The 21,703-nt window shown below is 69.2% G+C and carries 33 protein-coding genes; 1 reads left to right on the top strand and 32 read right to left on the bottom strand.

All coding sequences use genetic code 11. From position 1 onward, the window contains the following. Window positions 1-37: 37 nt before the first annotated feature. The 23 genes from AC3IYJ_RS17100 to AC3IYJ_RS16990 all read right to left on the bottom strand — a co-directional run bounded on the left by AC3IYJ_RS17100 (window position 38) and on the right by AC3IYJ_RS16990 (window position 15,979). A complete protein-coding gene (locus AC3IYJ_RS17100; RefSeq protein ID WP_489402153.1) occupies window positions 38-499 on the bottom strand; it encodes a hypothetical protein in 462 nt (153 codons plus the stop codon). 70 nt (window positions 500-569) lie between these two features. After that, window positions 570-2,105: a ParB/RepB/Spo0J family partition protein gene (locus AC3IYJ_RS17095; RefSeq protein WP_489402152.1), complete on the bottom strand. Its 1,536-nt coding sequence runs from the start codon at window positions 2,103-2,105 to the stop codon at window positions 570-572. 61 nt (window positions 2,106-2,166) lie between these two features. Beyond that, window positions 2,167-2,790 carry a hypothetical protein gene (locus AC3IYJ_RS17090; protein ID WP_489402151.1) on the bottom strand — a complete coding sequence of 208 codons (624 nt, stop codon included), beginning with the start codon at window positions 2,788-2,790 and terminating at the stop codon, window positions 2,167-2,169. 26 nt (window positions 2,791-2,816) lie between these two features. After that, complete coding sequence (locus tag AC3IYJ_RS17085) at window positions 2,817-3,176, bottom strand: hypothetical protein (protein WP_489402150.1); 360 nt, start codon at window positions 3,174-3,176, stop codon at window positions 2,817-2,819. Window positions 3,177-3,286: 110 nt separating this feature from the next. Then, window positions 3,287-4,039: an adenine nucleotide alpha hydrolase family protein gene (locus AC3IYJ_RS17080; RefSeq protein ID WP_489402149.1), complete on the bottom strand. Its 753-nt coding sequence runs from the start codon at window positions 4,037-4,039 to the stop codon at window positions 3,287-3,289. A 32-nt stretch (window positions 4,040-4,071) separates the two neighbouring features. Next, the gene (locus AC3IYJ_RS17075; RefSeq protein ID WP_489402148.1) at window positions 4,072-5,121 is read right to left on the bottom strand and encodes an N-6 DNA methylase; all 1,050 of its coding nucleotides are present in this window, start codon (window positions 5,119-5,121) and stop codon (window positions 4,072-4,074) included. Between the two features lie 155 nt (window positions 5,122-5,276). After that, window positions 5,277-5,861, bottom strand: a complete 585-nt coding sequence (locus AC3IYJ_RS17070) for a hypothetical protein (protein ID WP_489402147.1) — start codon at window positions 5,859-5,861, stop codon at window positions 5,277-5,279. Then, entirely contained in the window at window positions 5,858-6,337 is a 480-nt protein-coding gene (locus AC3IYJ_RS17065) for a hypothetical protein (RefSeq protein ID WP_489402146.1), read from the bottom strand. The genes AC3IYJ_RS17070 and AC3IYJ_RS17065 overlap by 4 nt, the downstream gene beginning before the upstream one ends. Window positions 6,338-6,382: 45 nt before the next feature. Beyond that, window positions 6,383-6,856 carry a hypothetical protein gene (locus tag AC3IYJ_RS17060; RefSeq protein ID WP_489402145.1) on the bottom strand — a complete coding sequence of 158 codons (474 nt, stop codon included), beginning with the start codon at window positions 6,854-6,856 and terminating at the stop codon, window positions 6,383-6,385. Between the two features lie 130 nt (window positions 6,857-6,986). Next, entirely contained in the window at window positions 6,987-8,339 is a 1,353-nt protein-coding gene (locus tag AC3IYJ_RS17055) for a DUF3560 domain-containing protein (protein WP_489402144.1), read from the bottom strand. A gap of 33 nt (window positions 8,340-8,372) precedes the next feature. Further along, entirely contained in the window at window positions 8,373-8,594 is a 222-nt protein-coding gene (locus tag AC3IYJ_RS17050) for a hypothetical protein (protein ID WP_489402143.1), read from the bottom strand. After that, entirely contained in the window at window positions 8,591-9,004 is a 414-nt protein-coding gene (locus tag AC3IYJ_RS17045) for a hypothetical protein (RefSeq protein WP_489402142.1), read from the bottom strand. The genes AC3IYJ_RS17050 and AC3IYJ_RS17045 overlap by 4 nt, the downstream gene beginning before the upstream one ends. A gap of 53 nt (window positions 9,005-9,057) precedes the next feature. Further along, window positions 9,058-9,459 (bottom strand): hypothetical protein, encoded by a 402-nt coding sequence (locus AC3IYJ_RS17040; protein ID WP_489402141.1) that lies wholly within the window; start codon window positions 9,457-9,459, stop codon window positions 9,058-9,060. Between the two features lie 74 nt (window positions 9,460-9,533). Further along, on the bottom strand, window positions 9,534-9,845 hold the full coding sequence (locus tag AC3IYJ_RS17035; RefSeq protein WP_489402140.1) for a hypothetical protein: 312 nt from the start codon (window positions 9,843-9,845) through the stop codon (window positions 9,534-9,536). Between the two features lie 59 nt (window positions 9,846-9,904). Then, window positions 9,905-10,213, bottom strand: coding sequence for a hypothetical protein (locus AC3IYJ_RS17030; RefSeq protein WP_489402139.1), 309 nt, complete (start codon window positions 10,211-10,213; stop codon window positions 9,905-9,907). Then, the gene (locus tag AC3IYJ_RS17025; RefSeq protein ID WP_489402138.1) at window positions 10,168-10,653 is read right to left on the bottom strand and encodes a hypothetical protein; all 486 of its coding nucleotides are present in this window, start codon (window positions 10,651-10,653) and stop codon (window positions 10,168-10,170) included. The genes AC3IYJ_RS17030 and AC3IYJ_RS17025 overlap by 46 nt, the downstream gene beginning before the upstream one ends. Before the next feature lie 117 nt (window positions 10,654-10,770). Continuing rightward, complete coding sequence (locus tag AC3IYJ_RS17020; protein WP_489402137.1) at window positions 10,771-11,238, bottom strand: hypothetical protein; 468 nt, start codon at window positions 11,236-11,238, stop codon at window positions 10,771-10,773. Window positions 11,239-11,276: 38 nt separating this feature from the next. Continuing rightward, entirely contained in the window at window positions 11,277-11,828 is a 552-nt protein-coding gene (locus tag AC3IYJ_RS17015; RefSeq protein WP_489402136.1) for a hypothetical protein, read from the bottom strand. Window positions 11,829-11,888: 60 nt separating this feature from the next. Further along, window positions 11,889-12,221 (bottom strand): hypothetical protein, encoded by a 333-nt coding sequence (locus tag AC3IYJ_RS17010; RefSeq protein WP_489402135.1) that lies wholly within the window; start codon window positions 12,219-12,221, stop codon window positions 11,889-11,891. Between the two features lie 109 nt (window positions 12,222-12,330). Next, window positions 12,331-13,197: a hypothetical protein gene (locus AC3IYJ_RS17005; protein WP_489402134.1), complete on the bottom strand. Its 867-nt coding sequence runs from the start codon at window positions 13,195-13,197 to the stop codon at window positions 12,331-12,333. Between the two features lie 88 nt (window positions 13,198-13,285). Next, window positions 13,286-14,437 carry a PD-(D/E)XK nuclease family protein gene (locus tag AC3IYJ_RS17000; protein ID WP_489402133.1) on the bottom strand — a complete coding sequence of 384 codons (1,152 nt, stop codon included), beginning with the start codon at window positions 14,435-14,437 and terminating at the stop codon, window positions 13,286-13,288. Window positions 14,438-14,508: 71 nt separating this feature from the next. Beyond that, complete coding sequence (locus AC3IYJ_RS16995; protein ID WP_327303022.1) at window positions 14,509-15,600, bottom strand: AAA family ATPase; 1,092 nt, start codon at window positions 15,598-15,600, stop codon at window positions 14,509-14,511. 37 nt (window positions 15,601-15,637) lie between these two features. After that, a complete protein-coding gene (locus tag AC3IYJ_RS16990; protein ID WP_489402132.1) occupies window positions 15,638-15,979 on the bottom strand; it encodes a hypothetical protein in 342 nt (113 codons plus the stop codon). Between the two features lie 232 nt (window positions 15,980-16,211). Between AC3IYJ_RS16990 and AC3IYJ_RS16985 the strand changes: the two genes are divergently transcribed. Then, window positions 16,212-16,406 (top strand): antitoxin, encoded by a 195-nt coding sequence (locus AC3IYJ_RS16985; protein WP_327303020.1) that lies wholly within the window; start codon window positions 16,212-16,214, stop codon window positions 16,404-16,406. 72 nt (window positions 16,407-16,478) lie between these two features. Here the strand turns inward: AC3IYJ_RS16985 and AC3IYJ_RS16980 are convergent, their stop codons facing one another. The 9 genes from AC3IYJ_RS16980 to AC3IYJ_RS16940 form a co-directional block, all read right to left on the bottom strand. After that, window positions 16,479-17,072 (bottom strand): hypothetical protein, encoded by a 594-nt coding sequence (locus tag AC3IYJ_RS16980; RefSeq protein WP_489402131.1) that lies wholly within the window; start codon window positions 17,070-17,072, stop codon window positions 16,479-16,481. Window positions 17,073-17,329: 257 nt separating this feature from the next. Further along, entirely contained in the window at window positions 17,330-17,824 is a 495-nt protein-coding gene (locus AC3IYJ_RS16975; protein ID WP_489402130.1) for an NUDIX domain-containing protein, read from the bottom strand. Then, window positions 17,821-18,183 (bottom strand): MazG-like family protein, encoded by a 363-nt coding sequence (locus AC3IYJ_RS16970; protein WP_489402129.1) that lies wholly within the window; start codon window positions 18,181-18,183, stop codon window positions 17,821-17,823. Before AC3IYJ_RS16970 ends, AC3IYJ_RS16975 begins: the two co-directional genes overlap by 4 nt. Before the next feature lie 32 nt (window positions 18,184-18,215). After that, on the bottom strand, window positions 18,216-18,536 hold the full coding sequence (locus tag AC3IYJ_RS16965) for a DUF6087 family protein (RefSeq protein ID WP_489402128.1): 321 nt from the start codon (window positions 18,534-18,536) through the stop codon (window positions 18,216-18,218). A gap of 123 nt (window positions 18,537-18,659) precedes the next feature. Continuing rightward, window positions 18,660-19,376: a hypothetical protein gene (locus tag AC3IYJ_RS16960; protein WP_489402127.1), complete on the bottom strand. Its 717-nt coding sequence runs from the start codon at window positions 19,374-19,376 to the stop codon at window positions 18,660-18,662. 25 nt (window positions 19,377-19,401) lie between these two features. Continuing rightward, a complete protein-coding gene (locus AC3IYJ_RS16955) occupies window positions 19,402-20,091 on the bottom strand; it encodes a pentapeptide repeat-containing protein (RefSeq protein ID WP_489402126.1) in 690 nt (229 codons plus the stop codon). A 60-nt stretch (window positions 20,092-20,151) separates the two neighbouring features. Beyond that, window positions 20,152-20,331 carry a multiple cyclophane-containing RiPP AmcA gene (gene amcA / locus AC3IYJ_RS16950; protein WP_422518430.1) on the bottom strand — a complete coding sequence of 60 codons (180 nt, stop codon included), beginning with the start codon at window positions 20,329-20,331 and terminating at the stop codon, window positions 20,152-20,154. After that, window positions 20,303-21,412, bottom strand: a complete 1,110-nt coding sequence (gene amcB / locus AC3IYJ_RS16945; RefSeq protein WP_489402125.1) for a cyclophane-forming radical SAM peptide maturase AmcB — start codon at window positions 21,410-21,412, stop codon at window positions 20,303-20,305. The genes amcA and amcB overlap by 29 nt, the downstream gene beginning before the upstream one ends. Beyond that, window positions 21,409-21,591 carry a hypothetical protein gene (locus AC3IYJ_RS16940; protein ID WP_489402124.1) on the bottom strand — a complete coding sequence of 61 codons (183 nt, stop codon included), beginning with the start codon at window positions 21,589-21,591 and terminating at the stop codon, window positions 21,409-21,411. The genes amcB and AC3IYJ_RS16940 overlap by 4 nt, the downstream gene beginning before the upstream one ends. Window positions 21,592-21,703 lie beyond the last annotated feature (112 nt).

Raw genomic sequence — 21,703 nt, 5'->3', positions numbered from 1 at the left:
GGGAGGGGGGTCAACTGGGCTTGAGGAACGCCTTCCCCTACCTGCTTCTCGCCGTTGCTTCGGCTTCGGCGAGGCGCGCACGCGCCGCCTTCAGTGCACGTCGGGTCTCCGCGAGCTTGGCTGCCCTCCGTATCTCGAGGTCCCGGAGTCTGGCCACCTGCCTCTCGCAGTGCTCCAGGTGCGCCGCGTCGATGACGGCGCCGGGCCTGTGCGGCGAAGGGGCCCTCCGCGGGTTGACAGTCGAACCCCTCAGCTCCGCGAACTCCATGAACTCGACCTCCACCACGTACTTGGTTCGGCGGGTCCTTGGACCTGTCTCCAGGACGAGCTTGGGGAAGTCGGAGTGCCGGGCGGCCCAGTTGCTGACTGCCGACCGGGTCACCCCGGCGAGCTTGGCGCCGGCCGCGAGGTGGATGAGTTCCTTCTCCCTGCCCTGGAACTCAGGCCGGTGCCAGGTCGTGGGCATGGTGCTGTCCGTGGTGTTCGGGTTCTCGTTCACGGTCTGCCTTCGGGTGTGCGCCCGGCGGCGGCCTCGATGAGGCCGCCGCCGGGGATGTGGGGGAGGGGTTCTACTTGGACTTCTTCGGGCGGGGCTTGTACTTCTCGATGCCCTCCGCCAGGACCTCGGTCTCGACCTCGCTCAGCTTGTAGCCCTGCTCCTTGAGGAAGGACAGCCAGGTCACCGTGTCCTGATCGATGTGGCGCCACGCACCGTCGTGCATGACCTCGCTCTCGAACATCGCTGCCACCTGGGCCAGCAGCAGGCGCCAGCGCCGCGTCTTCGCCGTGGTGGCGATCACCGGCCCGTACGGGTTGGCCACACGGTCCCAGTGGCTGAGCCCTTCGTTCGGGTCCGCCATGTTGAGGAAGGAGCTGATCAGATCCGTCTTCGGGCGGGATGCCGCCCGGCCGTAGTTGGCGGAGGTCCCCGTGATCGTGGACAGGATCAGCACCCACGTCGCGTCGTTGGCCTCGCCGCCGGCCGCGCAGAGCTGGCCGATGTACTCGCGGCGCACGTCGCGGGCCGTCCTCCACGCCTTGTTGTAGCGCCGCACCCTGCGGACGGCCTCCAGCATCTCCGGCGTCGACTTGGGGGCCTTCGCCGCTGCGGACTCGGAGTCGGTGAGTTCGTGGTCGTACCGCTTCCAGTCCGTGCACAGCCACTCCACCTCGGTGTCGCCGGGGACCAAGGCGACCGCGTGGCCGGGGCACTCCTGGTGCAGTTCGGCCGTCATGGTGTTGCCGATGTCGCTGACGAGGTCGCTGAGGCGGCGCGAGGTGCCGTGCTCGCGGTTCGCGTTCCAGGCGACGATCGGGATGCCCTGGGCCTTGAAGTCCTCGACGAGGCGGGCCCGCTCCTCCTCGTCCTTCTGCTTCTGGCGGAGCTCGGCGAGGGCGTGTGCCCAGTGGCCGCGTGAGGAGTCACCTGCCTCCGTGTCCTTCCTCTTGGCGCCCTTGAGGGTGGTCAGGGCTCCCCCGAGGGTCTCGACGGAGTGGTAGTCGGCCATCTCCACCAGGTCGAAGGCGGCGGCGTTGGCTTCGCGCAGCGCGCGGTCGCTGAGCTTGGCGGCCTGCGGGGCGGCGGCGACCTCCTCGGGCTTGATGCCCAGGGCGCGGGCGGCACGCTTCTTGCGCAGCTTGCCGACCGGCATGAGGGACAGCTGTTCTGCGGCGTCGAGGACATCGAGGGCGGTCGCCTGGCGGCGGTGGACGTTCTCGATGACGGACAGGGCCAGGGCCTCGTCGTCCACGTCGCGCAGGTCCTCGCGGACGATGGCCGGCACGAGGCGGATCGGCTGTCCCGCTTCTATGGCTCGCTCGGCGGCGATGATCGCAGCCTTCATGCGGCGCTGGCCGAAGACGACGCCGAGGGCGCCGTCCTGCGCGCCGGTCTGCGGGCGCAGCAGCAGGGGGGCGTTGACGCCGAACTCCACGATGGAGTCGATGAGTGCCTGGTCGGGCTCGGTGCCGTTGTCGTCCTCGCCTCGGGTCTTGCGGTGGTTGAAGGGGTCGATCACCAGCTCGCGGGGGTCGTACCAGCCGAAGTGGCCTTCGTAGGCGGCGATGGTGGTCGGGGTGGTGGGCTCGATCGCGGTAGCGGTCATGGTCTTCGTCCTTACGGGTGGGGGTGCGGGCGGGGTCGCCGCCCGCACCGGTGGGGTCTTGTCAGGCGCTGGTGGTCGTCGTGCGGGTCGTGGCGCGCTTGGTGACCCTGGGGGCCCCGGCGGCCTTGGCCGTGCGGCGCACGGTGGTGGGCTTCGCTGCTGTGGCTGCCTTCTTCGGCTTGGCCGCGGGGGCCTTCCTGGGCTTCGCGGCGGGCGGGGCCGTGGGCGTGGTGTCGGCGGGCGGGTCGCTCGGTTCGGCGGTCTCGTCGACGGTCGGGGTGTCCTGCGCGGGCTCGCTGCCGGCCGGGGCCTGTTCGGTGTCCGCGTCCGGCGGCGGGTGGGGGGTTCCGCTCTGCTGGAGCTTGGGGCGGTGGCCGTCGAGGGCGGGGAGCAGGCGGTTCTCGATGGCCTTGAGGAGGGTGTCGCTGGTGGCTTCGGAGTCGCTGAAGACGGCTCCCGCGTTGTAGGTGGGCTGGCCTTCCATGTGCAGGGAGGTCTGGGCGCCGACGCCGTCCCACAGCCGTCGGACGCTGATGGTGTGGCCTGCGGTGTGGTCGAAGCTGATGGCTTCGGCGTCGGTGGTGTCGTCGGACTTCGACCAGGTGTCGCCGAGCCGGGTGGCGATCAGGTCGCCCAGGATGTAGAGGTCGACGAGGGACAGGCGGGGTGCGGTGTCGGTGCTCATGTGGGCTTCTCCAAAGGGTGGTTGGTCTAGTGGGGCTGGCAGGCTGCGCGGATGGTCTCGGCGGCGCCGTGGGGCAGGCCGATGAGGGCCCCGGCGGCCGTGTATCCGGCGAAGACGACCTCGCCCTGTATCAAGTGCGGGAGCGGTGCGGCGAGTTCGTCCACGGCGCGGGCGGCGTGGAGGTTGGGTTCCTGCCAGTCGCGGTGGGCGCGGGCCAGGATCACGATGTCGGGGGCGGTGGGCTGGCGGATGAAGTCGACGGCCTGGATGTTGTCCAGGAGGGCGCGGCCGATGATCCGGATCTGCTGGCTGTGTACGGTGCCGATGTCCAGCTCGCGGATGTTGCCGTTGAGGTCGATCCGCAGTGCGATCTCCGGTCCGGTCACGGTGTGCTCCTCCTGGTTGTGGCTGGTGGCTTCCCCCTCAGCTCATACCTAAATTCTACTATGTGTAAGGGGGGTGTCAACCACATCACCGCAGGTCAGAGGTGGGGTGGCTAGGTCATGCACCAGCCGGAATCGCAGCCGACATCCATCGGCAGCTCCTCCTGCGCCGCCGTCACCGCCTCCGCCAGAGGGCGGCCGGTCCGCGTCAGGAACACCGGATCGCGATCCAGGGCGGCCCGCCGGGCGATCAGCGTCTCCTCCAGCTCGCAGGCGCGCTCGAACAGCACCGGCCGGTCCCGGAGCAGCTCCGACCAGCCCGCCAGAGACTTCAGCGGACAGAACCAGCACGCCGACTTCGACGGAAGTTCGAGACCCTCGTCGGCAATGACGGACAGGCAGTCCACCCGGCGCATCCGCAGGTCCAGCAGGGGGTAGGTGATCCGCTCGTACTTCTCGACGTGCCGGTTCGAAGCCCGGCTGATCTCGTCCAGGGAGATCCCGATCCCCACCTCCGCGGGCGTACCCGGGCCGGCGCCGCGCTCGCGCAGCCACCTGCCCGTCACCGAGATCTTGAAATCCTTGGTGCACGAGCGAGTGCCCGGGGCCCCGTTCGACATCCGCACGGGGATCGGCAGGGACCGCGAGCCCGGCCGCATCAGCCGCCCCCACAACGTCTCACGCCGCCCCGAACGCGCGACCCGATCCAGGACATGCAGGTCGAGGCCGTGCGCACGGGCGTACGGGGCGGCGACCCTCTCCACGTAGTCGAGCGTGCGCGGGTCCTCGCTGTCCGCGCCGACGTTGGCGAAGAGGAAGGTGCGGTGCGGGATCTGACGGCGGGCCGCAAGGACCATCAGCCCCATGCTTTGGGCGCCTCCACCGAAGCTGATCGCCTTCACGCTGCCACGACCTGCTCGAACAGCTGCTGCGTCCGCCGGATCCCGGCGATGATGCGGGCCTTGCCCAGTATCTCGTCTCGGTGGGATATCACGGCGCGGGCCTGGGCCTGGGCGTCCTCGACGGCGCGCGGGTTCACCAGAGCGTCATCGCAGGCCACGGTCACCCGCATGCCCATGCCCCAGACGATCATGTTGACGGCCGCGCAGGCGGCGGCGATCTTGTCGATGTCGACCATCGACCACTGGAAGTCGGCCGGGTCGAAGCCGAGGCGGCGAAGCCGCTGGGCGGCCGCGCGCAGCAGGCCGCCACTCCCGCCGGCCGGGTCGTGGATGTGCTGGCCCGTCTCCGGCTTCTTCGACTCCATCGACACCGACACCACCACCTCGGCCAGCCCGTCGGCCACCGTCGGTGGGGTGTGGTACTCGCCGAGGCCCTGCTGGGCGCTGTTGCTGCGCAGCAGCATCATCACGTGCGACAGGGTGTCGGTGTGGGTCCGCTCGTACGGGTCGGCATGCCCGGTCAGATCGAGGATGCCACCCTTCAGGGCGGCTTGCGTGACGGCCCGGACGGCGTAGATGCGGTGTTCGTCGACCGCCCTTCCGTCGTTGAGCCACTCGTGGAGGATGCGGGCCCGCTCGATGAGATCGGGCCGGTGTGCCCAGTGCTGCGCCCAGATCTGGCGGTACATCTCGACCAGCTCGCCGCCGTTCAGGGCGAGGATCTGCGCCTTGAGGTCCGGTCCGGCGGAGTCCTTCTGCCGTACAAGGGCGAGAGCGGCCACGAGCCCGATCGGAACGGCGATGTCCGGGCCGCCGTGTGCCCGGTTCCACGCCCCGGTGACGGCCTCACCGAGCGCGAACGCCTTGGCGTGGAGATCGTGCGTCCCCGCGGGCCTCGGCCTGCGCTCGGACCGAAGTGGCGGAGTCGCGACCGAGGTTGCGGCGGGAGCGGGCCGCGGAGCCGGGGCCGGTCTGGCCGCGAAGGTTCGGGGTACCGGCGAGGGCTCGGGCTCAGCGTTCGCGAAGAGATCCAGTTGCAGGGACACGGCTTCTCCTTGGTGAGGGGGTGCTGAAACGGGGCGACCCGCCCCGCCGGGGAGGCGGGGCGGGTCGGGAGCCGGAAGGGGGTCCCTCCAACCCATATCTAAATTCTACTATGAATGAGGGGAGGGTCAACCTCCCCGAAATGGGCTCGGGCAGGTCAGCCCTCGTCGACCCAGACCATTCCGTACGGGGTCTGCCGCAGCATCGACATCGCCGCCTTGTGGATGTCCTCCTGCATGGCCACCCAGTTCACCGCGCCGAAGGTGTCGCGGTACGCCTCGACCTCCCACTGCTGCGGGGAGCCGTTGAGGCTGGCCATGATCTCCGGGAGGCCATCGCCGTGTCCGATCAGCCGCTCACGGAACTCCGCGTGCGCGTCCGTCAGTAGCTCCCTCCATGCCTCGTCACGGGGGCCGCGCCCGAGGTCGGCGCCGGAGGTCCAGCCTTGGAAGGCTGATACCGCACCGACCTCCCGCAGGGCCGCCCACGCAACCGCCCTCTCCTTCGAGCGGAGGACCGGCACGTACGTCAGCTCGTACAGCTGCGCCTGCGGCCAGTCGTCGCCGGGCGAGGTCGTGCTCGCGGCGTCGTGCGGCGCCGCCGCCTCCGAGCGCGCCCAGCCGCGGGCGCCCATGCGGCGAGCGGGCACGATGCTGCGCCACTCCAGAGAGGTGTCCGGCTTGCGGAAGCGGGCGCGCCATACGCCTCCCGTCGGCGCAGTGTCCCGGCCGGCGCCGCTCACCGCCCACCCTCCAGGAGGGTGATCTTCGCGTCGAGCTGCGTCTTCCACCGCTGGAACGCTGCCGGGTCGCAGGTGCGCAGCTGCTCCATCAGTAGCACGGCCCTGGCGGCGTGGGTGCTGCGCTCCCGTGGGGTCGCCGGCACGTGAACCACTTCACCCTGGCGTCCGGAGGGCCACGAGGGGACCTCGGAGTCCGGAGCGGCCATGGCCACACGCCAGTTCAGGTTGGCCTCCAGGAGCCCAGGTGTCTGGGAGGTGATCGGCTCTGCCTCCATCGCGTTGAGGAAGTCCGAGTGCGCGGGCATCTCGAGGACGGGTCCGCCCGCGCAGTTGCCGGGCATCTCCACCCACACGCGCTGGCCGTATGCCGGATCCGGCGCGACCTCCAGTACGTATCGGTTGTAGGCCAGCCACGTGCCGCAGGTGGTGGACAGGTACAGGACGCTCACGCGGTCGCCCATCTTGTACGGGGTCATGTGATTGCTCTCGGGTCGGGGCGGGTCAGGAGCGGGGGAAGGCCCTCAGCGCGGCACGGCCGCGCCGGGCTGTGGCCGGGCAGGGGCCGAGCAGGGGCCGAGCAGGTGTTCCGTGAGCGCGACGGCCTTCGCCTGCTCGCCGTCGTTGTGGGCGAGGAGCAGCAGGTGGGCGGCAGCGAAGAACTCCTGCGCGGTGGTGGCGTGGCGGACGCGGCAGGTGCAGGAGCCGCTGTCAGTCGAGGTGAGGGCTTCCAGGAGGCGAGGGAACTCGGTCCTCGGGGCGCACCCGGAGTGCCTGCCCGGCGGCTGGGCTCGCCGCAGGTGGCTGTAGAAGCGGACGCCCTGCCAGCCGCACAGCATGCATGCCACGGGCCAGTTCACGTCGGACCCTGGGTATCCCCCCAGCGGGGCCCATCCCAGGGCGTCGATACGGGCAAGGGCCAGCGCGGCGGAGGTCACGTTGCGCGGGCTGGGCGGGAGTTCGAAGAGGTGGGCGTTCAGGTAGTCGGTATCGGGCATGCGCGTCTCCCCGGAGTGGATGTATGGAGGGCGGCGAGGGGGTGGTTGAAGGGCCACCCCCTTGCCTTATATCGGAATTCTACTATGCATGGGGTGAGGGTCAAGCCAGCTCAACCCACCGGGCAGCCCCCTACGTGACCGGCTGCTCCGCGGCCGCCGGGGCGGGCTCGATGGCCCGCACGATGCCGCCGCCCCGGTAGACGGCCCAACTGCTCCGGAAGGCGTATCCGTGCTCGATCAGCAGCTCGGCGATCTGGGATTGCAGCGTTCCCGACCACTCGGGTGCGATGCACGCCGGGTCCACCGGTCCCGGGATGGTCACCGGCGGATGATCCTTGTGCGGCTGGCCACGGCCGTTGAGCCACGTGACCGTCCCCACGCGCGAACCCGGCCTGCATTCGAGCTTGATCCGCTTCGGGGCCGCCGGGCCACTGCGCTGCTTCGGCTTCTTCGCCTTCGCCGCCGCCTGCGCCTCGCGGATGAGGCCGGCCGGGGCCGCCTCCGAGGCTTCGCGGGCGGACTTCGTGCCCGGCACCACGCCGTCCGCGAGGAAGGCGCGCATCGCCTCGCCTGGGCATCGCCCCCGCACCTGCGTGTAGTCCGCCGAATGCGACCCGACCCGACCGCCGTCGAACGTGGCGTCCTCCAAGGTCATCACCCGCTTGGGGGCCAGCCGCAAGTTCCAGGCGACCGACAGGGTCTTCGGGTTGACCCTCTTCACCTCGTACCAGGAGTTGAGGTAGAGCACGAAGTCACCGGGCGCGAAGTCGTCGGGCTCCCAGAGCTTCACCCCGTCGGCCTTCGCCTTCTCGATCACCTCTTCCCAGTGGGCGATCTCCTCCTTCAGGTCCCGGACGTACCGGGAGTGCCGGTCGCCCGAGTCCCACCCCTTCTCGGCGGCTTCCGTGTGGTGCCGAGCCTGCTGGCGCAGGTCGGCACGCAGCTTCTCCAGCCGCCGCAGGGTGCGCTGCGGGTTGTTCCGGTGCGCCTTGAAACTCTCGGCCGCCCGGGTGCGGTCGGCCCAGTAGCCGGCCCGGTCGGCCTCGGCTATCCCGGCCCGCATGTTGCTGTCGATCCGCGCAGCGTCCCGGCGGGCGGGACCCTCCCCGGAGTAGCCGACGGGGATGGGCTGGCCGAATGGGATCCGCCTTGCGATCTGGCGGGCCGCATCGAGTCGGGCTTCAGCGGAGAGGCTGGCGCGGTCCGCGCGGTCACCGAACCTGTCGGCGCGTTCATCGGCGCGGTCCTCGCGGTCGGCCTCGGCCTCCTTGAAGGTGCGCCGCGTGTCCTCGTCGATCTCGACCGTGACCTCGTGACCGGCCTCGCGGAGCGCGGCGGCCGCGCCGTTGATGCGCCAGGTGTCGGCCTCCTTGTCCCGGGAGTGGCGGATGTAGAGGCTGCCGAGGGAACGGGAGAACCAGAAGCCGTGGGGCCTGACGATCTCGAAGATGCCGTCTCCCTTCCGAGAACCACTGAGGAGCACGCCCTTCGCGGCGTGTATGAGAGATCGTGATGGTCACGATGAAGTTCCTTCCGATCGGATCTGGGTGAGTCGGCCGACGGGGTGCCAGCCGGCGTAGAGGATGTGGATGACGGGGTCGTCCGCGGCGAGCTCGCACAGAGTTCCCCAGTGGTGGGTCTGGACCTCGGTCACGAAGAAGGCCACGGTGTCCCCGGCCTGGTCACGGACGTTCTCACCGTCCTCTTGGCGCAGCCACACGCGGGACCCGGCGTTCATACTGGCCACCCGTCGGACATGTGGACCGCGAGGGTCAGGGTTGCGACGAGCGATATCTCCAAGTCGTCCCGGTCGAAGGCGAGTGACTGGGCGACCAGGAAGTGCGGGCCAATGTGGTGCGCGAAGTGGGCCCGCTCGGTCATGCCGGCCCGAGCTGCTGCGTCCGCGGCCTCTGCCAGGTATGAGGCGTAGCGCAGGGCATCGTCCTCGGCCTCACCGAGGAACGCACCGCGGGCCTCCCACGCTGCCTGGAGGAGCAGCGTCCGGCGCGTCTCCGGCCCGGCGTGCTGCCACAGCTCCAGCAGCCCGCCGTCCTTCGCGAGCTCAAGAGGCGTACGGCGTTCGGCGGGTACGCGCAGGAGCGTAGCGGCCGTGATCAAGGCGGTGCGGGTCACGTAGAGGTCGAACATCTCTGGCTCCATCCGGGGTTGTAGGTGCGGGCGGCCCGCAGGCATCGCGCCGGTCACTGATCGAAGGGGATGAGTGCGGTCATCGCCAGGGACAGCTGGTGGGAGACCTCGAGGTCGGGGCCGAAGGCGAGGAGATGAGCCAGGAACATGGCCTCGTGCTTCGTCTCTACGAAGTCCTCGGCGCTTCCGTCCGGGTTGGCTGCGGCCCAGGCCCGTGCGGCGGAGGTCAGGGCGTCCGCGAGAAGGGACTCATCGGTGCCGTCCTGCATGATTTCGGCGGAACGGGCCGACCAGCTGATCAGGAGCAGGACGGTCTGGCGATCCTCCGGGGACAGCCCCCACCAGGCCATCCGCATCTGCGGAACCTCGGCGAGCAGCCGGTGGGCGTTGGGGTGCGGGCTGGCTGCCAGGTTCCGGGCCGTGTTGCGGAGCTGTTCAAGGAGTACGGCGGTCATGGGGCTACTCGATTCCGGGAGTGACGGGCGTGGTGTCGGCGAGCTGGCCCTTCGGTGGCCCAGCGGGGTGAGGATCATCGGCGGGCGCCGCCGCGTGCGCGGGACGGGTGTACGAGGCGGGCCGCGGCCATCAGGTTTTCGGCCTCGCACCGACGGCCGAGCTGGAGGAGCGCGCCGACTTCGAACATCGTCAGCCAGCTGCAGGCCGGTATCGCGGCGGCGAACTCCTCGTAGTCCTGGCCGTGCTTGCGGCCCGGCCGGCGTGACCAGGCGCGGCGGGCGACGGTGTGCGCCAGGGAGGCGGCGCTCTGGGTCTGCGCGTTGCTCAGGTTCAGCGTTGCGATGATCTCCGCCGTCCCGAGGAGCGGCAGGTGCTTGAAGGACATGTGGTTCTTCCGAGTCCGAGAGGTGTGGGCGGCGCGCCCGTGCGGGCGCGCCGAGGGGTTCAGTCGTTGGCCCAGCCGAAGAACAGCCAGCCGTTCTCGGCGCTGGACGTGGTGACCGGCAGAGCTCCCGCCGGTCCCCACTTGTCGTCGATGCGGGGGTCGTTGGCGGAGATGAGTTCCATCGCCCAGCCGATGGCGTAGGCCTCGGAGCGGCGGACGTCATCGATGACGACGTAGTGGTCCTTCTCGGCGATGGAACCGCTACAGCCCCCGGAGCCGTGCTCGTGCAGGGCTTCGTTGCGGGTCTTCATGAAGGCCTTGGCTACGTCGTCTCCGGTGACGACGTCGAAGAAGGTGATGGCGCCCATCGGGGTCTCCAGGTGGTGTGGCGGGTGGCGGCATGGCGCGGCCCGCCCCGGTGGCGGGGCGGGCCGGGGAGAGGTGCGCTCAGCGGATACGGACGCGGCTGCGGTTGGTGCGCATCGGGCTCGCCGGGCGGCACAGGGCCGGGGCAGGAGCGCGGCGGACCTCGGCCAGCAGCCGATCGACCGGGTTCAGGACGGGTGCCGGGGCCCGCGACTGCTTCGTCGAGCACCTCGATGCGGATGGTCGGGAACTGCTGGCTCCAGCGGCTCATCGCCTCGCCGTCGGCTTCGTCCAGCCCGGCGGCCACGGCGAACTCCGCCCACTGGACCGCCATGTTGACCGAGGCCCAGGTGAGCGCGATTTCCGCCTGCTGCTCGGTGATGGCGTAGTTGTGGGCGACGTGCAGGACGGCGATCGGGTCGGGGATCGGGATGCTGTTCACGGGTTTCCTTCCGGCTGGTCTTCGGACGGGGCTTCCCCCCTCCTTATATCTGAATTCTACTATCTCTAGAGAGGGTGTCAACACAAAGCCGCAGGTCACAGGCCCGATGTGTCGACGCTAGGCTGCGGCTGGCGCTACCTTGCGGGCGCTGAGTGCGCCCCGCTTGCGGATCGTGGCGGCCCCCGCCGCGCGGGACTCTGCACGCTGCGCTGTGACGCGGCACTGCCCGCAGAGCGGCTCGCCGTTGCGCCGGTGCCCCTTGACGCCGCTGCTCTCCCCGCACACGCCGGCCCGCGAGGGCAGCCCCTTCGGGAGCGCCGGCGCCGACGCCGCCGAGGCGACGACCCTTCCGTTGATCCACACCCGCGCGGAGCACACGCCATCGAACTGCGATCCCTGCGGCCGAACCCGGTCGTAGCACTCGGCCAGTACCGGGCAGCCCAAGCAGGTGCGCACCAGGGGCTCGGTGAGCTCGCCCAGCTCCTTGGCGGACTTGCGGGTGGCGGGAGGGTCGAAGACGAACTCCTCGACGCCGACGCACGGCGCCAGTTCCATCCAGGACGTCGTGGCGGTCGAATTGATCACGGCTGGCACCTTCTCGGCGGGCGGGCGGGGCGGGTGGGTCAGAACAGGGCGGGCTGGGGGTGCGGCGCGGGCGTAATGGCCTCCCTGGCCGCCGACGCCCTCAGGGCCAGGCGGGCGGCGGTGCGCGACCACGGCTGGTAGGCGAGGGCCCGCCACACCTCCGCGTCCCGGAAGGGGACCGGCCCGCGGTGGTAGGCCCGCTCGTGCGCTGCCTCGTCGTCCACGGCCTGGCGCAGTGCTCCGTAGCGCACGGGAGTCAGGCGCTGGTCGATCAGCTCGGAGACGTCGACCCAGGCCACGAGGCCCGACCTGATCCCCGCGGGCGCCTCGACCTCGTAGGTGAAGCCGCGCGGCGCCCGGGTCCAGGTGCACAGGGCTCCCGCCTCCGGCTCGCCGGGCACGCGGCGCATCCGTAGCCGCCGGCCGGGGTCCAGGAGCTGCTGCTCACCCCACTGGGCGCGCTGGTAGTTGTACGGCAGGTCCACGAACGCGGCGAGCTGTGCCGGAGTGAAGAAGTCCCGGACTGCCATCCGGATGTCGTCACCGGTGAGCGCCGTGCCGACAGCCGGGGCGGCGACGGGAGGCTTCATGAAACTACTCCAAGTGATGTGTAGTGGCCTATTTTTAGGCCACTACACGCGGTTGAAAGGTCAGGCGTACTGGAGCAGGCGGGAATCGGCGAACTCCTGCTCCCGTACCTGCTCAAGCACGGCCGTCAGTGCGAAACTGACCTGCCAGGGCATCGCGGTCATCGACAGTCCGAGTCGGGGCCGGCGGTCGGTGAACTCCTGCACGGAGACCAGCGTCCACCCCTGCGCCCCCTGCTGCTTCTGTGCTGTGACCTGGAAGTGGTCGACGTAGAGGTGGATCGTCGGCCGCCGGGTGGAGCTCTTGACGTGGATCTCCCAAGAGCGGGTCAGGGCGTCCACCAGGTACTCCGGTGCCACGGTGGCGCGGCCCTGGCTGATCTGAGGCTGGTTCATGCGTTCTCTCCAAGAGGTATCGCGGGCCCCTCCCGCGTTATCTAAATTCTACTATGCGGGGTAGGGGTGTCAATCAGGCGACGGCGTCAGGATACAGAAAGATCGTGGCCTATTTCTTGTTCCGGGGGTTCACCGAAGCCGAGGCCTCCTTCGCTGCCCGCGACCGCACACGGATCTCCGCGATCGCATCCCTGGCCACCGACGACAACGGCGCCCCGTCGGAACGGACTTCGTTCAGCACCTTCTCGTCCCGGGCCCGCTCCCGCGCACGAGCAGCCTCCTTCTTCGCCCGCTCCTCATCCGCCCGCTGCTGACGAGGGCTCGTCCCGCAGCCACGGCAGGACCGCCCCCCGCCCTCCGGATGCGCCGAGCACCGCCCCGGCTCCTGCGGCGCTGCCGGGGTCTCTTCTGCTGCGGCAGCGGGCTCCCCAGCAGCGCCAGCTGCGGGGGTTGGGGGGTTCTTCTTTGAGTACTTGCTCTGGTTACTACCTATAACCCCGGGCGAACCAGCGGCCGAAGAACCAGACCCCGGGGAACCGAACCCCGAAAACCCGGTTTCGGTGCCGACCTCGCCCCCAGCCCCCGGCCCGGCCGGACTCGGCCCCGCCGGAGCAGGGCCCCCGGCCTTCCGCCGGCGTGCCGCCCGCCGCTGCTCCGCCTCCCGGAACTCCTCCGCGGCCCACTCCTGCGCCTGGTCGTAGACCTCGGTGACCCGATGGAACGTGCCGTCCGCCAGGCGCTCGGTCACCACCCGGTAGTACCCGGCATCCCGCAACTCCCGCAGCGCCGTCCTGACCGCCTCGATGCCCTCCTTGCCAGCCTTCGAGATCCGATCGGCGGCAACCTTCCAAGAGTCCGGCTTGGCCAGCAGGTACGCCAGGATGCCCCGGGCCCGGAAACTCAACCGCGCATCCTCGAGCGTGGCCGTCGGCAGCACGGTGTACCCGGTGCTGAGGTGGCGGCGAAGAATGGTCACGGGGAGCCTCCAAGGGCATATGAGCGGTGTAGCTGGGTGCGTTGGGGTCATCGGCCGCCCCGCACGCGCGAGGCAGCCAGGGGTGCCATCAGGCGGCCGGACGGGCCTTGGAGACCTTGATCGACCGGGGCGACTTCTTGCCCGGCGCCTTGCGCATCGGCACCGTCATGCCGGCGCGGCGCATGATCCGGACCATCGCCTCCTGGTCGGGGACCATGGGCACGGCAAGGTCGGCGTCCTCGAACGCGCCGACCATCGCCTCGACGTCGGCCTCTTCCTTGTCCTTGCCGCCCTCCCACCCGAGATGGTTGGGCCCGTAGTTGCCCTCCGGCGAGTCGTCGACCATCGCGCGGACGAGCTTCTTCACCTTCTCCGCCTCCCTGCCGCGCTCGCGGGCACGGACGTAGCGGTCCAGGGCCTTCGCCCGGTCCTCGTCGTCGTGAATGAGCAGGGTCTGCGCTGGAGTCCCCGGGGCCGCGTCGGGCCAGCACGCGGAGAGGAACGCGCAGTTGTCGCAGATCGCGGACAGCTGAGGCCCGTCATGGTCACGGCGCAGCTCCTCCGGAGCCGGGGCCTCGATCACCCGGTCCACCCACCAGCGCGCCTCCGCCGCCAACCACTGGTCGAACGGGAACTCCTCGACGTGCTCCTCGCCCGTGTCCCGGTTGACGAACCGGAAGCGGATCCGCTCGACCTGTACCGGCCCGAGCCGGTGCAGGTACCGCTGACCGGGGATGTCCGCGAAGCCCACCGTGCACAGCAGGCTCGCGTACAGCAGGACCTGCCGCATCTCGGCGGCCGTCGGCCCGAACCGCACCACCCGGTCCCAGATCCGGCCCGACTTCGTCTTCACGTCCTCGACCGTCAGTTCCGCGGCGGCAACCCTCGGCCGGTGCCGCTTCGGCAGGCGCCCGGCGGTCGCCGCGTCCAGCTGCACGACGTCGATGTGCCCGCGGATCGTGTCGTCCTGGACCGTCCGCTCCACCAGCCACCCGTACTCACGCCGCGCGTCCTCCAGTAGGCCCGTGTGGATGTACGTGCCGAGGATCGCGGTCTTCTTGTCGGGGGTGTTGGTCCGGGCAGTGCCCGCCAGGATGTAGCCGGCCCGCCGCATGCAGATCGTGTCCGACGCCCCCAGCTGGGTCTGTACCGACCGGGGCCGGCGTGCATCGGCGGCGTGCGCGGCCTCCCAGATGGAAACCTGCGAGCGGGCGCGGGGCCTTATGGCCGTTGTGGTCATGAAAGAGCTCCAAGAGGTGCGCCGGGCCCGCCCATCGAGGCGGGCCCGGCGAAGCGAGGTAGGGGAGGGGATCAGGCGGCTTCGTGTTCGTCGAAGGCCGTTCCCGGCGGCGGCTCCTCGCCGTCCTCGGCTGCGGCAGCCCGCAGGCGCGCGGCATCGCTCGTCGGGTCCACGAGGGGCTTCGGGTTCTGCAACGCGACGGCCTTCTGCTCGATGGAGGCCCGGATCACCAAGACCTCTTCGCGGCTGAGGTTCTCGTTCCCCTCGATCTGCTTCCACAGCTTCTTCAGCTCGCCCACGCCGGCAGCGGCCGCCTCGTTGACCTTCGGCAGCCACGCCTGCGCGAGGTCACCCGTCAGTTCGGGTGTCGCCCTCGGCTGGTTGTGGATCGCGCAGCCCATCCACCCGAACACCAGCTGCTCGATGGTCAGGTCCGGCGCGTTCTTCGGCTCCCCGCCTCGCGGCACCTCGAACTTCAGGGAGCGAGCGCCGATGATCTGGGGGTCCTCGTTGCGGCGCAGCCGAACCCAGACCGTCGAGTCGAAGGCGAGGGACTTGTGGCCCTCGACCCGCCAGTCCTTGGTACGGGGGATCGGGTCGCCGTTGCCGTCGACGGCAGTGACCTCCTTGCCGCGTGCCAGAAGGATCACAATGCCCGGCATGGTGCGGACGAGGTACATCACCTTGTTCCACCGCTCGGCGGCGTCGTTCCACAGGTTCATGGACGGCTTGACCTCGGCGTCCGGGTCCTTCCGCAGCTTGTTCTGGCCCGAGATCGAGCGCCTGGCCCGCTCGTTGGTCCAGTTCACGAGCATCCGCCACAGCATCGACACCGAGTCGATGACGAGGACCACCGGCTTCTCCTTCGCGGCGGCCGCCCGCTTCGCCTCGGCGTGCACGGCCTCGATCTGGCCGAGGATGTCGCGGTAGCTGCCGTTGTGGTCGATGAGCAGGTAGTCCGCGCCGGGCACGTTCACGTACTCGTCGGCGGTGTCCTCGCCGAGCTCCAGCCAGTACGCCTGTCCGGTCTTCTTGGATCCGGTGAACGTGGCGGCCGTGTGGCTCTTGCCTGCCTTCTCCTCGCCTTCGAGGAGGATCACCGGCCAGGGGATGACACCGGTGGGCTTTCGGGTGCGGAGCTTGGGGACGGGCTGGGTGGGCATGAACTACTCCAAGAGATGTTATGTGTAGTGGCCTATTTCAGGCGCTGCGCAGGCCTCGGGTCTCGAAGACCGACGACCATTCGGGGTGCCGCTCAAGCAGCAGGCGGGCGTAGCGGGACCGGAAGTCGTTGTTCAGCTTCCAGACGTCGCCCCTGGTAGCCCTGCCGTACTCGTAACGCAGGACCTCGAAGAGCATTCCGATACCGACCCGCCTCAGGCCTCGGTCGACGCAGTCGGCGGTCATGGCTTCCAGCTTCCCGAGGATCCAGGGGTTGAGCTGGTGGAACGCCTCGAAGCGGTCCTGGATGCTCAGCGGTTCGCCGGCCCGGTCCGGGTGGCGCAGCGGCGCCATCGGCAATTCGAGCTGCATGGAAGTCATGAACTTTCCCCCTCTTGTAAGTAGTGGCCTATTTCTACGTCACTCCGGCGTGGTGGATCAACCGCATCGCCCTGCCTATATCGCAATTCTACTACTCGTGAGGGGGGTGTCAATCAACACCCGGAGAGCCGAGACGCCCGGCCGCCAGCGCAGGCTGAGCGGCAGCCTGCGGATGCGAGCCCGAACAAATGCCGCAATGCTGGATCCGCCGATATCCGTAAGGAGAGCCGCCATGTCGATGCTCGACAAGCTCAAGGGCCTGCTCAAGGGCCACGAGGACACAGCCCGGCAGGGCGTAGAGAAGGCTGGAGACGCCTTCGACGCGAAGACCCAGAACAAGTACCAGGGTCAGACCGACATGGTTCAGCAGAAACTCAACGAGCAGCTCGGCACGGACAAGCCCGAAGGGCGCCCGCCGCAGGCGTAAGGCAACGAGAACCGCCCTCGCCGGTCCCGCAGGACGCGACGAGGGCGGCCGGCCGCGACGACGGCGAGACGCCTACGCCTCGGAGTCCTCCGCCACGGCCTTCTTCCCGCGCGCCTTGAACGACGACCCCGGACCTTCGTACGTGCCGGTCCGCAGCCGCTCCGCGACCGACTCGTTCAACTTCCACTCCCCAGGGCTGCGGCGGGCCTCCGCGGAAACCTTCACCGTGTGCTCCGCGCCGGCGAGCACCGTGTCCAGCAGCCACAGCGACGACCCCGACAGCGAGTAGTCCGCCGCCGGCAACTGGCCGCGCGCACTCGTCCGCGCCGCCTGGCTCACCTTGACCTGGCTCACGCCGAACAGCTCCGCGTACTCCTGCGCGCCGACCAGAGGCGGCAGCTCCGCAGCCTTCATCGGCTTCGACGTCGCACCCTGCTCCTCGATGAGCTTCTCCAGCAGGCCCTGATCCAGCTGCCGGCCACGGCTCCCCGGCGGAAGCGCCAGGTCGATCACCAGGCCGCCCGGCCAGTACGGCTTGCCCGAGACGATCACCGCGTCCTCATACGAGAGCACCCCGCCAGGAACCCACCGGTCACTCACGGCCGTAGGGGCGATGCCGTACACCTTGGCGATCTCCTTGCGGCCCAATACCAGCGGCTTCGCCACGACAACCCCACCTCTCTCCCGAATCTTCCATAGCAGAATACGGGTAAAGAGGTCGGGCTGCACACGGGCCCCGGAAGCGTCCCCGCCGGGCCGTTAGACTGGGGATCACACTTTCCAAGAGGTGTACGGAAACGCCCCCGCCAATCAGCCGATGCTCGGGGGTTTTTCCGTATCCGGCGCCACGAGCCGCGCGACCGGGACGCCCAGGCACTGGACGTATCCTCTTCTGCCCGTTTCCATCGAGCGGCAGCGACCCGCTACGACACCTCATGCTCCAGGTAACAGGCCGTCCCCGTCCGCCGGGCATAGGCCACCGCGCACAGCCGCCGGTAGCCGGCCGAACCCATGGCACGCCCCCAGCCCGACAGAGGGAGAACCTTCAACTCGCTGTGCTCGTCGGGGTCGAGCACGATGCTGCCGATCTGCTCATCAGTGAGCCGCCCGCCATCGAAGACGAACCCGATCTTGTTGAGGGTCCAGTCGCCCAGCGGGGGAAGGAAATGCACCGCCAGGAGCTTCGGATCACCGCCGAAGGTGAGACCGGTCTCCTCCAGTGCCTCGCGCTGGGCACACTGCCAGGGGGTCTCCCCTTCATCCTGGTTGCCACCCGGCCATTGCCAGACCTCAGGATTCCGGGCCGCACGTAACTGGATCGGCCGGTCCCGCTCGTCGGTCACGAAGAAACAGGCGTACGCGGTCGCCTTCGGGAGCGTGGCGATGTACTCCTCCGGCGGGAGCCAGACGCCGCTCACGGCGCCTCCACAGAGACCGCGTCATCGAAGGTCGGCTGCTGAGGCAGGAACCGGCTCGACTTCTCCGCGATCTGACCGGCGAAGTAGTCAGCCGCGTCCGGGCGCATCCGTGCGAGCGCGACCAACGCCGTGATCGCCGTGTCCGCCACCTCGGCCTGCACGTCCTCCCACGAATGCGACTGCCCCTTGCACGGATTGGTCCCCCGAACACCTACGACGGCCTGGGCCGCCTCCCCGAACTCCTCCCCGATCTTGAGGACCTGCAAAGTCCACTGCTCCTCGATGGGCAAGGACCGCCCGGAGTCACTGGCCTCGAAGGTGGCGGCCAGCTCGGTGATCGTCTTCCACAGATCCTGCATGCGTTCCTCGTCTCGTTCGGGGTGGGACAGAGTCAGGTGCGGCGGTGCCGGCCGCGTCCAGCGCGCAGCGGCAGCGGGCTGTAGCCGGGGACGACGACAGCATCGGCTGGAGCGGTCGGGTCGACGACCCGTCGCGCAGCGGCGTAGTCGGGGGCGATCGTGACCGGCTCCCAGGCGAACCCATCCCAGCATTCGATGGCCCTCGGAGCCTCGGGCTGAACGTGGCCACCGCGGGCCGGACCATCGGTCAGGGAAACCGCTCGCAGCTCGCCGACCTTGCGTCTGCGGCCCTCTCGGCGGGCTGCCCACACCTCCAGCGGTTCATCGGCCGGATCGGGGAAGTCGAAGGCCATTGCGGTGCTCCTTACTCAGTGCGCTCTGCTGTTCTGGCTGGTCAGAATGTAGGAACGGGCCATGGCGAAGGGCTCGCCCGGCCGGATTCCACCCGATCGAGGCCGAGGCCTTCCGACGCGCCGCTATATGAGGCTGGGGAGAACTCCGGGCGCCCACCGGCCGAGCCAGAATGCGGCGACGGATGACGAGGAGAGACCCTCGGTCGATCCGTCATGGGGGATGAGCTCGGTGGGGGCGATGTACCCCTCGCCTGGATCGAGACGTATACGGAAACACCGCATCGCGCCCCCTGAGGCCATGAGCGCGCGCACGTCATCGGTGTGGGGATAGCGGTTGCGGTAGTCGGTGTGGACCGCCCGGCATACCTCCTGGGCGTCGAGGTCCCCGAGCAGGATGTACCGGGGGCCGGGCCCGAGGTTCAGGCAGAGCCGCCGCCGGCCAGTGGCCTTGTCGGCGTAGGAGAGCCTGTCCCAGTTGTCGAGGTGAATGCCGATGAGACGGCCCACTTCGTAGTTGTCCGTGGTGGTGACCATGTCCGGCCACGCCGGGGCCTGGCCCAAGTGCAGGGCCTCCGGATCACCCAGCGGACCCGCAAGATCCTCCAGGGCGCTGCCGCCGTCGAGGTGTGGTGGACGGACGATCTCCACGATCCTCTCCGGAGCCGTCGAGGCATCCACGGACAAGGCGCGAGTGAGGTCATCCGTGAGGGGGCTCCATGCCCCGTCTGGAACGACGGCACCGTCCTCGTAGCGTGCATCCGCGCGCGCGATGCGGACCTGCGCGTGCTGGCACCGTGCGCGTAGGGCAACGGGATCACGGAACGCGATATTCAGGGGCATGGTGTGGGTCCTTCAGAGCAACGGGTCACAGGTCGCCGCGGATCGGATCGCCGTAACTGACCTCTAGGTCGGCCATGAGAGCCCGGGTGAGTTCGTCGGCTTGGGCAGGCGTGATGAGGACCTTGTTCAGGTGGGCGGCCCCCGCGACCTGGGAGAGGTCGCTGCCACGAAGATCCAGACCGGTATAGCGGCCCTTCCCGAAATCGGTCGATCGCAGCGAGCAGCTGTGGATTGCTGCCCGCGTCAGGTCGCACTCCGTGAAGGTGGCCTCATCGAGGCTGCACTCGGAGAACGCGACAGGGCCCGCCGCGCGAACCTTCTCGAAGGTGCCGTAGTCGAGCCGGCACTTCTCGAACACGACGTTCTCAAGGCTCAGCCCGCCAAGCATCCCGCCCATGATCTTGCAGTCACGGAACACGACGCGGCTGAGCTTGCTGTCCCGCCACTGGAGCGAGGACAGGTCGCATCCGACGAACTCGACTCCGTTGACCCGAACATCGTCGAAGACGACCCGCTCCGCGCGTAGCCCGCTGATACGGCCGGTGATCAGCTGTGTCGACGCCAGCTCCAGGGAACGGACGTTGACGCCCATGTACTGGAAGTCCTGGACGATGCCGCGGCCGGCTTCCAGAGCGGCCACGTTGGTCAGGTACAGGCCGGGCTCTTCGAGATTGGGCAAGGTCACCGTGGTGTGACCGAAGGTGCGGCTCTCCATCGGGATGCTCCGTTCGTTCGGGCTGGGTGGGCCGCCAGACGGTGGCCCACCCAGTCGGTTCTACTTCTTGTTCCAGTTGTCCCAGGTCGCCTTGTTGTCGAAGGCCGGCGTGTTGTTCACCCAGGTCGGCCTGTTGTCGAACTTCGCGCAGGGCGGGAGCGGAGCCAGGGATATGAGCTCAAGGAAGCCCTCGGAGAGCTCGGTGACGCGGTCAGTGAGTGAGGGCGCGGGAGCGGACATGACGGGTGATCCCTTCGAAGAGTGCGATCTTGGAAGACGTGCAGTACCGGGTGCGACCGCCGTCGAGGCGGTGATCGTGTTCGAAGTACCGGTTCGCCGCGTGGCCTCCACCGCAGAACGCGAAGTACGGGCAGGCTGCGCGGCAGGAGTCGACCCCTGCCCACAACTCCATCAACCAAGGCGTACGAGCCTCGGCTTCGGCCAGCAGCACGTGCAGTGGATCGCTCAGGACGTTGCCGGTGGTGAAGTCACCGAAGCGTGCGTCCTGGTAGCCGGCGAGTTCCGGCGACAGGAGTACGACACCGCCGTCATAGGCCACGGTTGGGAGGGGGTCCCACACCACGGTGGTGCTGCCGGCGTGGTCGCCACGGTTCAGTACCGTGCGGGCGAAGTCCAGAACCCGGGTCACCTCCCTCACCGGAATGCTCGGGCTGGCCTGCCAGGCGGAGGCCAGTGCTTCCCAGAACCGGACCACCTCCTCGGCGTCCCGCTCCTCCGTGAGGTTGGCGCCCTCCTGCTCCTCGATATTGACACCGACGGACGTGCAGCCCAGGTCCGCGAAGAACTCGTAGAACTCTCCGGCAAGGGCAGCGTCAGGCTCGGAGACGACCGCGATGGCCGAGAAGGGGATGCCGTGGCGCTGCAGCCGCTCGATGCCCCGCATGATCACGTTGAAAGCGGGGTGTCCGGCACTGGTGACCCGCTGGGTGTTCATGTGGGCGGGGCCGTCGATGCTCACGCCGACGCTCATGTCGTGCTCGATCAGGAACTCGCACCAGGCGTCATCGATCAGGGCGCCGTTGGTCTGAACGGTGTGCTTCACCCCCTGGAATGGAGCCATGAGCGCGGCCAGATGATCGCGGCCCGCCGCCAGGGGTTCCCCGCCGTGCCAGACCACCTCGAAGGCAGCGTTCGATCCCGCCCACGGGTTCACGGACCGGGCGACGGACTCCGCCACCGAGACGGGCATGAGGTGCTTGGTCTTCCGGAATGGCAGATAGCAGTAGGAGCAGTCGAGGGGAAGGCACTGGGTTGTGGGCTGCATGATCACCGCGCCCGGCGTCGCGGCCAGCCGCGTCACTGGTGGTCCTGGATCCAGTGGGCCAGCTGGTACGCGACCGCGGGCGAGCAGCTGCCCAGGTCGACGTAGAGCCGGCCCTCGGTGCTGCGTGTGCTGTGGATCGAGGGCAAGTCGATGCCGATTGAACTCAACGCTTCTGTCAGGGAGTCGGCCGCGTTGCCGGAGATGGTGTCTTCCAACGACGAGGGGGCGTCCTTCGTGCCCACGCGATCACCACCGATCTTGATGGGAGCTGTTTGGGGTGGTGACAGCATGGTGAGGTGGGGGCCGCGGGCTCAAGAAATTTGCAGG

It is taken from the genome of Streptomyces sp. GL_140 (genome assembly GCF_057834465.1).
Note: the sequence above shows the minus strand (reverse complement) of the source record. Positions and strands in the feature narration are given on the sequence as shown.

Coding starts and splice junctions, on each gene's coding strand:
- AC3IYJ_RS17095 (WP_489402152.1), bottom strand. CDS start 2,105: ATGACCGCTACCGCGATCGAGCCCACCACCCCGACCACCATCGCCGCC.
- AC3IYJ_RS17090 (WP_489402151.1), bottom strand. CDS start 2,790: ATGAGCACCGACACCGCACCCCGCCTGTCCCTCGTCGACCTCTACATC.
- AC3IYJ_RS17080 (WP_489402149.1), bottom strand. CDS start 4,039: ATGGGGCTGATGGTCCTTGCGGCCCGCCGTCAGATCCCGCACCGCACC.
- AC3IYJ_RS17065 (WP_489402146.1), bottom strand. CDS start 6,337: ATGACCCCGTACAAGATGGGCGACCGCGTGAGCGTCCTGTACCTGTCC.
- AC3IYJ_RS17060 (WP_489402145.1), bottom strand. CDS start 6,856: ATGCCCGATACCGACTACCTGAACGCCCACCTCTTCGAACTCCCGCCC.
- AC3IYJ_RS17050 (WP_489402143.1), bottom strand. CDS start 8,594: ATGAACGCCGGGTCCCGCGTGTGGCTGCGCCAAGAGGACGGTGAGAAC.
- AC3IYJ_RS17045 (WP_489402142.1), bottom strand. CDS start 9,004: ATGTTCGACCTCTACGTGACCCGCACCGCCTTGATCACGGCCGCTACG.
- AC3IYJ_RS17040 (WP_489402141.1), bottom strand. CDS start 9,459: ATGACCGCCGTACTCCTTGAACAGCTCCGCAACACGGCCCGGAACCTG.
- AC3IYJ_RS17035 (WP_489402140.1), bottom strand. CDS start 9,845: ATGTCCTTCAAGCACCTGCCGCTCCTCGGGACGGCGGAGATCATCGCA.
- AC3IYJ_RS17030 (WP_489402139.1), bottom strand. CDS start 10,213: ATGGGCGCCATCACCTTCTTCGACGTCGTCACCGGAGACGACGTAGCC.
- AC3IYJ_RS17015 (WP_489402136.1), bottom strand. CDS start 11,828: ATGAAGCCTCCCGTCGCCGCCCCGGCTGTCGGCACGGCGCTCACCGGT.
- AC3IYJ_RS17010 (WP_489402135.1), bottom strand. CDS start 12,221: ATGAACCAGCCTCAGATCAGCCAGGGCCGCGCCACCGTGGCACCGGAG.
- AC3IYJ_RS17000 (WP_489402133.1), bottom strand. CDS start 14,437: ATGACCACAACGGCCATAAGGCCCCGCGCCCGCTCGCAGGTTTCCATC.
- AC3IYJ_RS16995 (WP_327303022.1), bottom strand. CDS start 15,600: ATGCCCACCCAGCCCGTCCCCAAGCTCCGCACCCGAAAGCCCACCGGT.
- AC3IYJ_RS16990 (WP_489402132.1), bottom strand. CDS start 15,979: ATGACTTCCATGCAGCTCGAATTGCCGATGGCGCCGCTGCGCCACCCG.
- AC3IYJ_RS16985 (WP_327303020.1), top strand. CDS start 16,212: ATGTCGATGCTCGACAAGCTCAAGGGCCTGCTCAAGGGCCACGAGGAC.
- AC3IYJ_RS16970 (WP_489402129.1), bottom strand. CDS start 18,183: ATGCAGGATCTGTGGAAGACGATCACCGAGCTGGCCGCCACCTTCGAG.
- AC3IYJ_RS16965 (WP_489402128.1), bottom strand. CDS start 18,536: ATGGCCTTCGACTTCCCCGATCCGGCCGATGAACCGCTGGAGGTGTGG.
- AC3IYJ_RS16960 (WP_489402127.1), bottom strand. CDS start 19,376: ATGCCCCTGAATATCGCGTTCCGTGATCCCGTTGCCCTACGCGCACGG.
- AC3IYJ_RS16955 (WP_489402126.1), bottom strand. CDS start 20,091: ATGGAGAGCCGCACCTTCGGTCACACCACGGTGACCTTGCCCAATCTC.
- amcA (WP_422518430.1), bottom strand. CDS start 20,331: ATGTCCGCTCCCGCGCCCTCACTCACTGACCGCGTCACCGAGCTCTCC.